This window comes from Rhodococcus rhodnii NBRC 100604, assembly GCF_001894925.1.
Lineage (GTDB): Bacteria > Actinomycetota > Actinomycetes > Mycobacteriales > Mycobacteriaceae > Rhodococcus_F > Rhodococcus_F rhodnii.
In genome coordinates, this window is sequence record NZ_BCXD01000014.1 from 119,315 (window position 1) to 133,001 (window position 13,687).

At 70.1% G+C, this 13,687-nt stretch carries 12 protein-coding genes; 9 read left to right on the forward strand and 3 right to left on the reverse strand.

Annotation, left to right across the window (positions count from 1 at the left end):
• The first annotated feature begins 335 nt into the window (after positions 1–335).
• From aceE to RR1_RS12505, 6 genes are all read left to right on the forward strand, one after another.
• Complete coding sequence (gene aceE / locus RR1_RS12480) at positions 336–3,173, forward strand: pyruvate dehydrogenase (acetyl-transferring), homodimeric type (RefSeq protein WP_040773652.1); 2,838 nt, start codon at positions 336–338, stop codon at positions 3,171–3,173.
• A gap of 68 nt (positions 3,174–3,241) precedes the next feature.
• Positions 3,242–4,564: a PucR family transcriptional regulator gene (locus RR1_RS12485; protein ID WP_010838654.1), complete on the forward strand. Its 1,323-nt coding sequence runs from the start codon at positions 3,242–3,244 to the stop codon at positions 4,562–4,564.
• 127 nt (positions 4,565–4,691) lie between these two features.
• The gene (locus RR1_RS12490; RefSeq protein ID WP_040773655.1) at positions 4,692–5,609 is read left to right on the forward strand and encodes an ACP S-malonyltransferase; all 918 of its coding nucleotides are present in this window, start codon (positions 4,692–4,694) and stop codon (positions 5,607–5,609) included.
• A gap of 129 nt (positions 5,610–5,738) precedes the next feature.
• Entirely contained in the window at positions 5,739–6,047 is a 309-nt protein-coding gene (gene acpM, locus RR1_RS12495; RefSeq protein WP_010838656.1) for a meromycolate extension acyl carrier protein AcpM, read from the forward strand.
• Positions 6,048–6,054: 7 nt separating this feature from the next.
• Positions 6,055–7,296, forward strand: coding sequence for a KasA/KasB family beta-ketoacyl-ACP synthase (locus RR1_RS12500; RefSeq protein ID WP_010838657.1), 1,242 nt, complete (start codon positions 6,055–6,057; stop codon positions 7,294–7,296).
• A 104-nt stretch (positions 7,297–7,400) separates the two neighbouring features.
• Positions 7,401–8,834, forward strand: coding sequence for an acyl-CoA carboxylase subunit beta (locus RR1_RS12505; protein WP_010838658.1), 1,434 nt, complete (start codon positions 7,401–7,403; stop codon positions 8,832–8,834).
• Positions 8,835–8,893: 59 nt separating this feature from the next.
• On the opposite strand, the gene RR1_RS12510 is transcribed toward RR1_RS12505, so the two are convergent.
• Both RR1_RS12510 and RR1_RS12515 read right to left on the reverse strand, forming a co-directional pair.
• On the reverse strand, positions 8,894–9,403 hold the full coding sequence (locus RR1_RS12510; RefSeq protein ID WP_010838659.1) for a DUF3145 domain-containing protein: 510 nt from the start codon (positions 9,401–9,403) through the stop codon (positions 8,894–8,896).
• 150 nt (positions 9,404–9,553) lie between these two features.
• Complete coding sequence (locus tag RR1_RS12515; protein WP_010838661.1) at positions 9,554–10,363, reverse strand: serine hydrolase domain-containing protein; 810 nt, start codon at positions 10,361–10,363, stop codon at positions 9,554–9,556.
• Positions 10,364–10,418: 55 nt separating this feature from the next.
• Between RR1_RS12515 and RR1_RS12520 the strand changes: the two genes are divergently transcribed.
• The 3 genes from RR1_RS12520 (at position 10,419) to RR1_RS12530 (ending at position 12,425) form a co-directional block, all read left to right on the forward strand.
• Positions 10,419–10,856 carry a CoA-binding protein gene (locus RR1_RS12520; RefSeq protein WP_010838662.1) on the forward strand — a complete coding sequence of 146 codons (438 nt, stop codon included), beginning with the start codon at positions 10,419–10,421 and terminating at the stop codon, positions 10,854–10,856.
• A gap of 94 nt (positions 10,857–10,950) precedes the next feature.
• On the forward strand, positions 10,951–11,205 hold the full coding sequence (locus RR1_RS12525) for a hypothetical protein (protein WP_010838663.1): 255 nt from the start codon (positions 10,951–10,953) through the stop codon (positions 11,203–11,205).
• Positions 11,202–12,425, forward strand: coding sequence for a cupin domain-containing protein (locus tag RR1_RS12530; RefSeq protein WP_010838664.1), 1,224 nt, complete (start codon positions 11,202–11,204; stop codon positions 12,423–12,425). The genes RR1_RS12525 and RR1_RS12530 overlap by 4 nt, the downstream gene beginning before the upstream one ends.
• Positions 12,426–12,431: 6 nt before the next feature.
• On the opposite strand, the gene RR1_RS12535 is transcribed toward RR1_RS12530, so the two are convergent.
• Complete coding sequence (locus RR1_RS12535; protein WP_010838665.1) at positions 12,432–13,484, reverse strand: DNA polymerase IV; 1,053 nt, start codon at positions 13,482–13,484, stop codon at positions 12,432–12,434.
• Between the last annotated feature and the right edge of the window lie 203 nt (positions 13,485–13,687).

The window sequence follows — 13,687 nt, forward strand, 5'->3', positions numbered from 1 at the left end:
GATCGTGCAAGCCGAAGCCTACGGGGCGAATCCACTTCACGTGTGTTTCTCCGCTGCCGTGCACCTCCCGTGTCGACCTCCGCGGCCCTCGCGACTGCTCTACGTGCGACGAAACCGCCGCGCGCGAGCACCCCGGACGATTACCGTCGCTGACGAGGGGAAACGCTACTGGCGGGTAACCCGGAGGGGCTGTGACGAGCGCCGCGTGATGCGCAAAGATGGAGGCACGCCGTAGATCAGAACGGAAGCCGGGACACGGGCCGACCGGGCCCACGATCGGCGCGCGAGCTCACCGCAGCAGCGCCGTGGCCGTCCCACACGAGCGAGGAGAAACCTTGTCAGACCTGGTTCAAGGATCGACTCCCGACGCCGCCGACGAGGCTGCGCAGCAGCGGGGCGGGCCCAGCCGATCGGAAGGGCGCGTTCGCGTCATCCGCGAGGGCGTCGCGTCCTACCTGCCGGACATCGATCCCGACGAGACCGAGGAGTGGCTCGAGTCGTTCGACGGCCTGCTCGACAGGTCCGGTCCGCAGCGCGCGCGGTATCTGATGCTGCGCATGCTCGAGCGGGCGGGCGAGAAACACGTCGCACTGCCGGCGCTGACCTCGACCGACTACGTCAACACCATTCCGACCGAGAACGAGCCGTGGTTCCCCGGCGACGAAGAGGTCGAGCGCCGCTACCGCGCCTACATCCGGTGGAACGCCGCGATCATGGTGCACCGCGCGCAGCGTCCCGGAATCGGTGTGGGCGGGCACATCTCGACGTACGCGTCGTCCGCCGCGCTGTACGAGGTCGGCTTCAACCACTTCTTCCGCGGCAAGGATCACGAGGGCGGCGGCGACCAGATCTTCATCCAGGGTCACGCGTCGCCCGGCATCTACGCCCGCGCGTTCCTCGAGGGCCGGCTCACCGAATCGCAGATGGACGGGTTCCGCCAGGAGCAGAGCCACAAGAGCAAGGGTGGCGGCCTGCCGTCGTACCCGCATCCCCGGTTGCTCCCCGACTTCTGGGAGTTCCCGACGGTCTCGATGGGTCTCGGCCCGATGAACGCGATCTACCAGGCGCGGCTCAACCACTACCTGCACGACCGCGGCCTCAAGGACACCTCGAAGCAGCACGTGTGGGCGTTCCTCGGCGACGGCGAGATGGACGAGCCCGAGTCGCGCGGTCTCGCGCACGTCGCGGCGACCGAGGGTCTCGACAACCTCACGTTCGTCGTCAACGCCAACCTGCAGCGGCTCGACGGTCCGGTCCGCGGCAACGGCAAGATAATCCAGGAACTCGAGTCGTTCTTCCGCGGTGCGGGCTGGAACGTCATCAAGGTGATCTGGGGCCGCGAGTGGGACGCACTGCTGCACGGGGACAAGGACGGCGCGCTCGTCAACCTCATGAACGTCACGCCCGACGGCGACTTCCAGACCTACAAGGCGAACGACGGCGCCTTCGTGCGCGAGCACTTCTTCGGTCGTGATCCGCGCACCAAGGAGCTCGTGAAGAACCTGTCCGACAAGGAGATCTGGAATCTCAAGCGCGGCGGACACGACTACCGCAAGATCTACGCCGCGTACGCCGCCGCGATGGCACACAAGGGCCAGCCGACGGTGATCATCGCCCACACGATCAAGGGCTACACGCTGGGCAAGCACTTCGAGGGACGCAACGCGACCCACCAGATGAAGAAGCTCACGCTCGACGACCTCAAGGCGTTCCGCGACGTCCAGCGGATCCCGATCTCGGACGAGGAACTCGAGAAGGATCCGTACCTGCCCCCCTACTACCACCCGGGGCCGGAGTCGCCCGAGATCCAGTACATGCTCGACCGGCGTCGTCAGCTCGGCGGATTCCTGCCCGAGCGCCGCACGAAGGCCACACCGCTGGCGATCCCCGCGGAGTCGGCGCTGTCGGTCGTGCGCAAGGGATCGGGCAAGCAGGAGGTCGCGACGACGATGGCGTTCGTGCGCATCGTCAAGGAACTGTTGCGCGACAAGGAACTCGGCAAGCGGATCGTCCCGATCATCCCCGACGAGGCACGCACGTTCGGTATGGACTCGTGGTTCCCGTCGCTGAAGATCTACAACCGGCTGGGCCAGCTGTACACCTCCGTCGACGCCGAGCTCATGCTCGCGTACAAGGAGAGCGAAGCCGGTCAGATCCTGCACGAGGGAATCAACGAGGCCGGGTCGACGGCGTCGTTCACGGCGGTCGGCACGTCCTACGCGACACACGGCGAACCGCTGATCCCGATGTACATCTTCTACTCGATGTTCGGGTTCCAGCGCACCGGCGACGGACTGTGGGCGGCGGCCGATCAGATGGCCCGCGGGTTCATCCTCGGCGCGACGGCGGGCCGGACGACGCTGACGGGCGAAGGGCTTCAGCACGCCGACGGTCACTCGCTGCTACTCGCGTCGACGAACACCGCCGTCGCGGCGTACGACCCGGCGTTCTCGTACGAGATCGCCCACATCGTGCTCGACGGCCTGCGCCGGATGTACGGCGGCGAGGGCGCCGCGGAGGGCGAGCTCGGCGGCGAGAACGTCATCTACTACCTGACGATGTACAACGAGCCGTACCACCAGCCGGCCGAGCCGGAGAACCTCGACGTCGAGGGCGTCCTCAAGGGCATCTACCTGTTCAAGCAGGCGGAGGGCTCGGGGCCGAAGGCCCAGATCCTCGTGTCGGGTGTGACGGTTCCGGACGGCCTGCGGGCGCAGGAGCTGCTCGAGTCGGACTGGGGCGTCGCGGCCGACGTGTGGTCGGTGACGTCGTGGGGTGAACTGCGTCGCGACGGCGTCGAGTGCGAGAAGGCGGCGCTTCGCGATCCGAGCACGGACGCGCCCGTCCCCTACGTCGCGACGGCGCTCGCCGACGCCGCGGGCCCGTTCGTCGCCGCGAGCGACTGGATGCGCGCGGTGCCCGATCAGATCCGTCAGTGGGTGCCCGGGTCGTACACGACGCTCGGCACCGATGGGTTCGGCTTCTCCGACACCCGTCCTGCGGCACGCCGCTACTTCAACGTCGACGCCGAGTCGATCGTGGTGGCCGTCCTGCAGGCGCTCGCCGCCGAGGGTTCGGTCGAGCGCGACGTCGTGGCGAAGGCCGCGGACCAGTACCGGATCGACGACGTCGACGCCGCACCCGAGCAGACCTCGGACCCGGGCGTCGCGTGATCGCCGCGGCCGGCCGGGACACGCTCCCGGCCGGCCGCGCGCCCGCGACGCACGGGTAGTTTCTAGGCATGGCCGACGAGGGAAGGTCCGACCGAGGACGGGCCGCCCAGGATCACGGGCGCCCGTGGACGCGCAGCGCCCGCGAACCGCTCCCCGACGCACTGCTGCGTCGCGTCAAGCAGGTCTCGGGCCGGCTCGCCACCGAGGCCGTCAAGACGATGGGCGAGCGGCTCGACTTCTTCGACGATCTCGACGCCGCGCAGCGCGCGAACGTGCAGTCGGTCGTGCAGACGTCGGTCATCAACTTCCTCGACTGGCTCGAGGACTCCGACACCGACATCCGGTTCGGCCTCGACACCTTCCAGATCATCTCGCAGGATCTCGCGAGCCGGCTCACATTGCGGCAGACCGTCGACATGATCCGGGTCGCGATGGAGTTCTTCGAGCAGTGGCTGCCCGCGCTGGCCCGCAACGACGCGCAGCTCACCGCCCTGACGGAGGCGATCCTGCGGTACGGCCGCGAGCTCGGATTCGCCGCGGCCGCGGTGTACGCGAGCGCCGCCGAGTCGCGCGGTGCGTGGGACACCCGGCTCGAGGCGCTCGTCGTCGACGCCGTCGTGCGCGGCGACACCGGCTCCGACATGCTCTCGCGTGCCGCGACGCTGAACTGGGACGCGACGGCCCCCGCTACGGTCGTCGTGGGGATGCCGCCGTCGGGCGATCGGATCGGTGTCGTCGCCCGCGTGCACGACGTCGCCCGACGGCACCGGCGCGCCGCGCTCGCCGTCGTGCAGGGCCCCCGGCTCGTCGTCATCGTGAGCGGCGATCTCCACGACGGCAACGGCGCGGGCACCCGGCGCTCGGAGTTCGTGACGGCGTTGCTGGCGCTGTTCTCGGACGAGCCCGTCGTCTTCGGGCCGACCGTGCTGGGGCTCGGTGCGGCGCACGCGAGCGCGACCGAGGCACTCGTCGCGGTGCACGCCGTCGCCGGCTGGCGGGGCGCTCCGCGTCCGGTGTTCTCCGACGAACTGCTGCCCGAACGCGCGCTGCTGGGCGACGACGTCGCGATCCGGACGCTGGGGACCGATCTGGTGCGGCCACTGCTCGACGCGGGCACCTCGCTCGTCGACACGCTCGACGCGTATCTGGACAGCGGCGGGGCCGTCGAGGCGTGTGCTCGCACCCTGTTCGTGCATCCCAACACTGTGAGATATCGACTGAAACGGATAGCCGAGCTCACATCTCTGGATCCGATGCTCGCTCGCGACGCCTACGTCTTGCGCATCGCCATGACGCTCGAACGGCTGACACAGTCACGTAACGAACTGCGCGCGCCCGTCACACCCGCCACTGGTTTCACATTCGCGCAAATCGGACCGATCGGAATGTAACGCGGAACGCAGCACGAACGATGCGGCTCGGCGACGTGCCATTTTGTGGGAATCCCACAAACAGAGCCGCGACCTTTCATTGCCGACAACATCTGTAGCAAGGGTTGTCGGGGTGTTCCCTTGAGTGGTGATTGCGTTGCTCGCCCCCGGACAGGGCTCACAGACTCCCGGCATGCTCTCCGAATGGATCGAGTTGCCCGGTGCCGCCGACCGTCTGGCGGTGTGGTCCAAGGCCGCGGGCCTCGACCTCGTCCGGCTCGGCACCACCGCGACCGCGGAGGAGATCACCGACACCGCGGTGACCCAGCCTCTCGTCGTCGCCGCCGCGCTCCTCGCGTTCGAGAACGCCGACGAGCAGGGCCTCGTGCCTGCCGATGCGATCGCCGCGGGCCATTCCGTCGGCGAACTCGCCGCCGCCGTCGTCGCAGGTGTCCTGTCGGCCGACGACGCCGTCGCACTCGCCGCTCTGCGCGGCGCCGAGATGGCCAAGGCCTGCGCGCTCGAACCGACCGGCATGTCCGCCGTCCTCGGCGGCGACGAAGCGACCGTCCTCGCGCGGCTCGACGAGCTCGGACTCGAACCCGCGAACCGCAACGCCGCAGGCCAGATCGTGGCAGCGGGCCTGCGTACGGCCCTCGACGAACTCGCCGCGAATCCGCCCGAGAAGGCGCGCGTGCGCGCGCTTCCCGTCGCCGGCGCCTTCCACACGCGGTTCATGGCGCCCGCACAGGACGCCGTCTCCGAGGCGGCCTCGCGCATCGTGCCCGGGGAACCGACCCGCACGCTGCTGTCGAACTCCGACGGCGCGCCCGTGACGTCCGGCGCGGACGCCCTCACCAAGCTCGCGGCCCAGGTCACCCGCCCCGTGCGGTGGGACCTCTGCACCGCGACGCTTCGCGACACCGCCGTCACGAAGCTCGTCGAACTGCCGCCCGCCGGCACGCTCGTCGGAATCGCGAAGCGCGAGATGCGCGGAACGCCCGCCCTCGCCGTCAAGACCCCCGTCGACGTCGCGGGCATCGCCGAGCCGGCACCCACCGGCTAGATTCTGCGCGCGCACCTTCGCGCGACAACAAGACATGCGGGACGGCACGTCGCCGTCCTCCGCAGCGAGCCGTCCGGCGACGGGCTGCTCTGCAACCCGCACCATCATCACGAGAAGGGAGCCACCCCCGTGGCACTCACCCAGGAAGAAATCGTCGCCGAGCTCGGACAGATCATCGAGGAGGTCACCGGCATCGAACCCTCCGAGGTGACCGTCGAGAAGTCCTTCGTCGACGACCTCGACATCGACTCGCTGTCGATGGTCGAGATCGCCGTCCAGACCGAGGACAAGTACGGCGTGAAGATCCCCGACGAGGACCTCGCGGGTCTGCGCACGGTCGGCGACGCCGTCTCGTACATCCAGAAGCTCGAGGCCGAGAACGGCGAGCAGGCCGAGGCGGTCAAGGCCAAGCTCGACGCCGACAAGAACGACGAGTGAGTCGTACGTGACGTCCGCAAACCGTTCTTTCCCGAACATCGTCGTCACCAGCCTCGCGGCGTCGACGTCGGTCGCGGGTGACGTGGATGGCACGTGGAAGGCTCTGCTCGCAGGCGAGAGCGGAATCGACACCCTCCACGACGACTTCGTCACGGAGTACGAGCTTCCCGTCAGCATCGGTGGACACCTGAAGGTCTCCCCCGACGAGTCGCTCTCGCGTGTCGAGCTGCGCCGGATGAGCTTCGTGGAGCGGCTCGCGCTGGTCCTGAGCCGCCAGGTGTGGTCCGACGCCGGCAGCCCCGAGGTCGATCGCGATCGGCTCGCCGTCGGCATCGGCACGGGCCTCGGTGGCGGTGAGGCCCTCATCGACGCCGTCGACAAGATGAAGACCGGTGGATACCGCAAGGTCTCGCCGTTCTCCGTGCAGATGGTCATGCCGAACGGCCCGTCCGCAACCGTCGGGCTCGAGCTCGGTGCGCGCGGTGGGGTCATCACCCCCGTCTCGGCGTGTTCGTCGGGCTCGGAGGCCATCGCGCACGCCTACCGCATGCTGGCGATGGGCGACGCGGACATCATCGTGACGGGCGGTGTCGAAGGATTCCTCGACGCCGTGCCGATCGCGAGCTTCTCGATGATGCGTGCGCTCTCGACCCGCAACGACGACCCGAAGGCCGCGTCGCGTCCGTTCGACAAGGATCGCGACGGCTTCGTCTTCGGTGAAGCGGGTGCGCTCATGGTCCTCGAGACCGAGGAGCATGCGAAGGCGCGCGGCGCGACGATCCACGGCCGGCTCCTCGGAGCCGGCATCACCTCCGACGGGTACCACATCGTGGCGCCCGACCCGGAGGGCACCGGAGCGGCGCGTGCGATGACCAGGGCGATCGAGACCGCCGGCCTGACGAAGGCCGACATCTCGCACGTCAACGCCCACGCGACCGCGACGCCCATCGGCGACATCGCGGAAGCGAAGGCCATCGCGGCGGCGGTGGGAACCCACCCCGCGATCTACGCACCGAAGTCGGCACTCGGCCACTCGATCGGCGCCGTCGGCGCTCTCGAAGCCGTGCTGACGGTCCTGGCTCTGCGCGACGGCGTCATCCCGCCGACGCTCAACCTCGAGAATCAGGACCCCGACATCGATCTCGACGTCGTCGCGGGCGCAGCGCGTTCCGGCGACTACGAGTTCGCTCTCAACAACTCGTTCGGTTTCGGCGGCCACAACGTGGCACTCGCCTTCGGCCGGGCCTGAGTCCGCGAGGCACTCGTGATCGCGGTGACGACCCGCTCCCCCGGACCCCCGGGGCGCGGTCGTCACCGCGATCGCACCGCCTGCAGACACCAGAGGAGAACGCCATGACTGTCCTCGCACCGGAAGCCCGCACAGCGTCGGAGACCGATCCCCGCGATCCGCTCGCCAGACTCGAGCGGTTGTTCGATCCGGGAACGACACGGCTGCTCCACGAACGAGACCGGTCCGGCATGCTCGCCGCCACCGGAACGATCGACGGCGTTCTCACCGTCGCGTACGCCTCGGACGCGACCGTCATGGGCGGCGCGATGGGCATCGACGGATGCCGCCACGTCGTCGCCGCGATCGACCACGCACTCGACAACGACGCCCCGATCGTCGGCCTGTGGCACTCCGGCGGCGCACGGCTCGCCGAGGGCGTCGAGGCCCTCCACGCGGTGGGCCGCGTCTTCGAGGCGATGGTCCGCGCATCCGGGCGCATCCCCCAGATCTCCGTCGTCCTCGGCTTCGCCGCGGGCGGCGCGGCGTACGGTCCGGCGTTGACCGACGTCGTCATCATGGCGCCCGAGGGGCGCGTCTTCGTCACCGGTCCGGACGTCGTGCAGTCCGTGACGGGCGAGCAGGTCGACATGGACACCCTCGGTGGCCCCAGGACCCACTACACGAAGTCGGGCGTCGCCCACATCGCGGCGCGCGACGAGTCCGACGCCGTGCACCGTGCGCGCCGGCTCGTGTCGATGCTGTGCGAGCAGGGCCGCTTCGACCTCGGCGCGGCCGAACACGGCGACACCGATCTGCGTGCGCTGCTGCCCGCGTCGCCGCGTCGCGCGTACGACGTCCATCCCATCGTCGACGAACTGCTCGACAACGTCGAGGGCCATTCGAGCTTCGAGGAACTACAGGGCGGGTACGCGCGCAGCATCGTGACGGGCTTCGGCCGGCTCGCGGGCCGCACCGTCGGCGTCATCGCGAACAACCCGCTCCACCTCGGCGGATGCCTGAACTCCGAGAGCGCGGAGAAGGCGGCGCGCTTCGTACGCATGGCCGACGCGTTCGGCGTCCCGCTGGTCGTGCTCGTCGACGTCCCCGGCTATCTGCCCGGCGTCAGCATGGAGTGGGAGGGCGTCGTCCGGCGCGGCGCGAAGCTGCTGCACGCGTTCGCGGAGGCGACCGTCCCCCGCGTCACCGTCGTGACCCGCAAGATCTACGGCGGCGCCTACATCGCGATGAACTCGCGTGCGCTCGGCGCGACGGCCGTCTACGCGTGGCCGGACGCCGAGGTCGCCGTGATGGGCGCGAAGGCCGCGGTCGGCATCCTGCACCGGCGTGCGCTCGCCGCAGCGCCCGACGACGAGCGCGATGCGCTGCACGACCGGCTCGCCGAGGAGCACGCACTGGCCGCGGGCGGTGTGGACCGCGCGATCGAGATCGGCGTCGTCGACGAGGAGATCGATCCGGCACGCACCCGCAGCACGGTGGCCGCAGCCCTCGCCGCAGCGCCGCCGCGGCGCGGCGCGCACACGAACATTCCGCTGTAGGCGCTCCGCGCTCGTGCGTGAGTTTCCGGCCCCCACACCGGAAAGTCACTCACGAGCGATCAGCCCACGTCACGCCGCAGCCACGTCACCTCGGCACCCTCGCCGCCGCTGCGGTAGGGCTCGAGCGCGTCATCCCACTGCTCGCCGAGTCCGTCACGAATCGCGGTGGCGACGTCGCCGCCCTGCGCGAGCAGCGCCCGCAAGCGCATCTCTCCCAGGACGACGTCGCCGCACGCACTCGTCGTCCCCTGCCACAGTCCGAGGTCGGGCACGTAGCTGAACCGAACGCCGTCGACGCCCTCGGTGGGGTCCTCGGTCACCTCGTAGCGCAGCATCGGCCACGGCGCGAGAGCGCGCACGAGTCGGGATGCGGTGCCGACGGGGCCGCGCCAGTCCGCCGTAGCCCGCAGCACACCGTGGGCCGCGGGCTGCGCGGTCCACTTGAGATTGGGTGGGCTGTCGAGGACTCCGGCGAGCGCCCACTCCACGTGAGGGCACAACGCAGGTGCTGCGGCGTGGACGTAGACCACACCGGCAGCGGTGTCCGCGAACTGGCGTGATGCGTGCACGAGAACCTCCAACTTGTTCGACGAGGGACGTCTTCCCCAACGACCTCTCGAACGTGGACCTCGCGAACGTGCATGCAACGGCACCGGGTCACAGTCTGCCGGTGTGACGGCTGTTGTGCCAGTGATTCTGTGGAACTCGTGGTGAACGTGTCACGTCACGTCGCGGAGCACGGCGTCCGAGAACGCCGGCCACAGCGGTTTCGCCCAGTCCCCGAAGGCGCGATCGGTGAGAACGATCGCCGCGACCTCCGCGACCGGATCGAGCCACACGAACGTGCCCGCCTGCCCGAAGTGCCCGACGGTGCGCGGCGAGTTCTCCCCGCCCGTCCAGTGCGGCGACTTCTCGCCGCGGATCTCGAAGCCGAGCCCCCAGTCGTTCGGCTTGTGCGTTCCGTACCCGGGGACGATGCCGTCGAGCCCGGGGAACTGCACGCTCGTCGCCTCCGCGACGGCCTCGGCCGCGAGCAGTGCCGGTGCGCGGACGTCGCCGACGAACGCGAGCAGGTCTCGCACCGACGCACGTCCGCCGTGGCCCGCGGAGCCCGGCAGCGACGCGCTCGCCATGCCCAGCGGCGTGAACACGGCCTCGGTCAGGTACTCGGGGAACGCGATGTCCGTCGCTGCCGTGACGGTGTCGGCGAGCACCTCGTATCCGGCGGACGAGTAGATGCGCTTGCGCCCGGGCTCGGCCTGCTCGCGGCGCTCGCCGAACGCGAGGCCGGACGCATGCGCCAGCAGATGCCGGACGGTCGAGCCGGACGGCCCCGCGGCGTCGTCGAGTTCGACGGCGCCTTCCTCCACAGCGACGAGCACGCCGTAGGCGACGAGCAGTTTGGTGACGGACGCGAGGTCGAAGACGCGGTCGACGTCGCCCGTCTGGGCGATCGTTCCGTCGGGCGCGACGATCGCGGCCGCGACGTGGTCGACGGGCCAGTCGGCGAGGAGTTCGAGGCTGCGCACGCGTCCACCCTACGAGGGCGGTCGGGTGTCCCCGCGACCGCGTACCGTCGGGACCATGACCGATTCCGAGACCGCTTCCACCACGTCGTGGCAGGACCCTTCGGCCGTGGCACTCATGCTCGACGACCTCGACACCTGGGCGATCGTCGGATTGTCCGGTGATCCGTCCAAGACGGCGTACCGGATCGCCGCACTGCTCCAGGAGCGCGGCAAGACGATCGTGCCGATCCACCCGTCCGCACCCACCGTGCTGGGGGCGCAGGGCTACGCGTCGCTGGCCGACGTCCCGTTCCCGATCGACGTCGTCGACGTCTTCCGTCGTTCCGAGTCCGCGGGCCCGTTCGCGGACGAGGCCGTCCGGGCGGGCGCGAAGGGCGTCTGGTTCCAGCTCGGCGTGATCGACGAGGACGCGTTCGCCCGGACGACGGGTGCCGGCGTCGCGATGGTGATGGACACGTGTCCCGCGATCGAATGGGACCGCCGCGGCTCCTGATGGTCGAATCGGGGCGCGATGTTTGAATCTCGGCGCGACGAGGCATGCCCACTCGGACGGACGCACCCGGCGTCCGCTGACGAGAGGGCGCACGATGGCACTCGAGGACGACGACATCACCACGTCCGGACCCGGCGGTGAAGGCCCGGCGGACGGCGGCTCGAACCCGGGCGGCCACGACGGCGGTGCCGACGGCCCCGCGTCGTCGGACGAGGGCCCGGCGGACGGCGGCTCGAACCCGGGTGGTCACGACGGCGGGGCCGACGGACCGGCCGCGCCCGAAGAAGGACCTGCCGACGGCGGATCGAATCCCGAGGGTCACGACGGCGGGGCCGACGGCCCCGCATGATCGAGCGGTGCGTCGCCCCGTCGCCGGAGCGATTCGCGCGTGAACACTGGGGGCGGCGCCCGCTGCACAGTCCCGCGGCCGAGTTGCCGCGGGACTTCACCGATCTGCTCTCGCCCCAGGCGGTCGACGAGCTCGTAGCCGAACGGGGCGTGCGCACCCCGTTTCTGCGCATGGCCCGGGAGGGCCGGCTCGTCGACCGCGCGTGTTTCACGCGCACGGGCGGTTTCGGTGCCGAGATGGCAGACCAGATCGACTCGTCGGGTGTGCTCGCTCAGTTCGCCTCGGGCGCGACGATCGTGCTACAGGGACTGCACCGGCTGTGGCCACCGATCATCGCGTTCGTCGGCGGCCTCGCCGTCGAACTCGGGCATCCGGTGCAGACGAACGCCTACATCACGCCGCCCGACAACCGCGGCTTCGATCCGCACTACGACGTGCACGACGTCTTCGTGTTGCAGGTGTCGGGGCGCAAGCACTGGCTGGTGCACGATCCGGTGCATCCCGATCCGCTGGCGGATCAGCCGTGGACCGATCACCGCGCTGCCGTCGAGGCGCGTGCCGCCGAACCCGCGGCGATCGACGCCGTGCTGGCGCCGGGCGACGCGCTCTATCTGCCACGCGGCTGGATCCATTCGGCTCGCTCGCTCGGCGAGACGTCCGTGCATCTGACGGTCGGCGTGTCCGCATTCACGCAGCTCGACGTCGTGCGAGCGCTGCTCACCGCGCTCGGCGACCGCGCCGAGCTGCGGGCGTCGCTGCCGATGGGTCTGGACACCGCCGATCCCGTGGCCCTCGAACCGATCGTCCGCGACGTCGCGCAGACGATGGGAAAGCTGCTGCACGAACAGACCGAGGGCATCGATCGGCCCGACGGGGTCGTCGCGAGCGGCAGCGCATCGCTCGCCGCGCGGTTCGTGGACCTCACGCGACCCGAACCGGTTCGTCCCCTCGCGACGGTCGACGCCATCGCGGCGCTCGGCCCGGACACCGCGGTGCGCGTGCGGGCGGGGCTGCACCCGCGGGTCGAGCGGCGCGGCGACCGGACGACGCTGCGGCTGCCGACCGCGACGCTCTCCCTTCCCGTGTCGTGCGACGACGCCGTGCGCGCCGTGATGTCGGGCGAGACGCTGACTCCCGCAGCGCTTCCGGGTCTCGACGAACACGACGCCCTGGTGCTGATCCGCCGGTTGCTGCGCGAGGGTGTCGTCGTCACGGCATGACTCACCTCATGGCGGTGTCATCTCGATGCGCACCCCCAGCAGCCGCACCTCACGCGTGTGATCGAGTCGGTCCGTGAGCGCGACCGCGGCGGCGGCGAGCGTGATCGGATCGAGCGTCGGTTCGGCGAGCGGCGCACTGTGCGTGTGGGTCTCGAAGGGCGCATAGCGCACCTTGAGCGCGACCCGCACGCCAGGCCTGTCCTCGGCGCGAATGTCCTCGGCGACACGTCCTGCGAGAGTGCGCACGGCATCGTCGATCTCGTCGCGGGTGACGAGGTTGCGCTGATACGTCGTCTCGCGGCTGTGCGAGCGGGCGATCCACGGCTGGGCCGACACCGGTGAGGTGTCGACGCCGCGCCCGATCTCACCGATCCATGGACCCACCTTCGGGCCGAACTCGCCGGCGAGGACGTCGTCCGGTGCGTCTGCGAGTTCCTGGACGGTGTGGATGCCGTGCCGGGCAAGCCGTTTCGCGGTGCGCGTGCCGATCCCCCACAGTGCGTCGGTCGGGCGCTCGCCCATGACGGCGAACCATTCGTGCGCCGTCAGCCTGGACACCCCACGGGGTTTGCCGAAGCCCGTCGCGATCTTGGCGCGGAGCTTGTTGTCGCCGATGCCCACCGACGAGTGCAGGTGGGTCTCGCGCAGGATCGCGGCGCGGATGCGCTGCGCGAGCCGTTCGGGGTCGTCGGTGATCACGCCGAGAAATGCTTCGTCCCAGCCGATCACCTCGACGACGGCGTCGAAGGTGCGCAGCGTCGCCATCACGGATTCCGACGCCGTCGAGTACGCCTCCTGGTCGACGGGCAGGAAGACGGCCTCGGGCACGTTCTTCAGTTTGCGTGCGGCGATGCGCAGCGGCATTCCCGACCCGACGCCGTACTCGCGCGCCTCGTACGACGCGGTGGACACGACGGCGCGCTCGGTGGTGTCGCCGCGTCCGCCGACGACGATCGGCCTGCCTCGCAGCTCCGGATGCCGCAGCCGCTCGACGGCCGCGATGAACTCGTCGAGATCGACGTGCAGCACCCACCGTTCGGTCGCCTCGCTGCTGGTCACGGTTCGAGTGTGCGCCGTGAGCACGCGCGGCGCGCGCGGATTGCCACCGCGCGCGTGAGTGGTGGGGCGGGCGGGGATCGAACCCGCGACCTACGGATCGGGCGCCGAGCGACCCGGAAGTCGCCAAGTGTGACCGAATGTGACTGTGTAAGTGAGGGTATCGCCTCACCGTTGACCCGTTGACCCTGTATGCATCCGAAAGA

Bases quoted from the DNA above. Each gene is read 5' to 3' on its own strand.
- RR1_RS12525 (WP_010838663.1), top strand. From the start codon at position 10,951: ATGGCACTCGAGGACGACGACATCACCACGTCCGGACCCGGCGGTGAA.
- RR1_RS12505 (WP_010838658.1), top strand. From the start codon at position 7,401: ATGACTGTCCTCGCACCGGAAGCCCGCACAGCGTCGGAGACCGATCCC.
- RR1_RS12530 (WP_010838664.1), top strand. From the start codon at position 11,202: ATGATCGAGCGGTGCGTCGCCCCGTCGCCGGAGCGATTCGCGCGTGAA.
- RR1_RS12520 (WP_010838662.1), top strand. From the start codon at position 10,419: ATGACCGATTCCGAGACCGCTTCCACCACGTCGTGGCAGGACCCTTCG.
- RR1_RS12485 (WP_010838654.1), top strand. From the start codon at position 3,242: ATGGCCGACGAGGGAAGGTCCGACCGAGGACGGGCCGCCCAGGATCAC.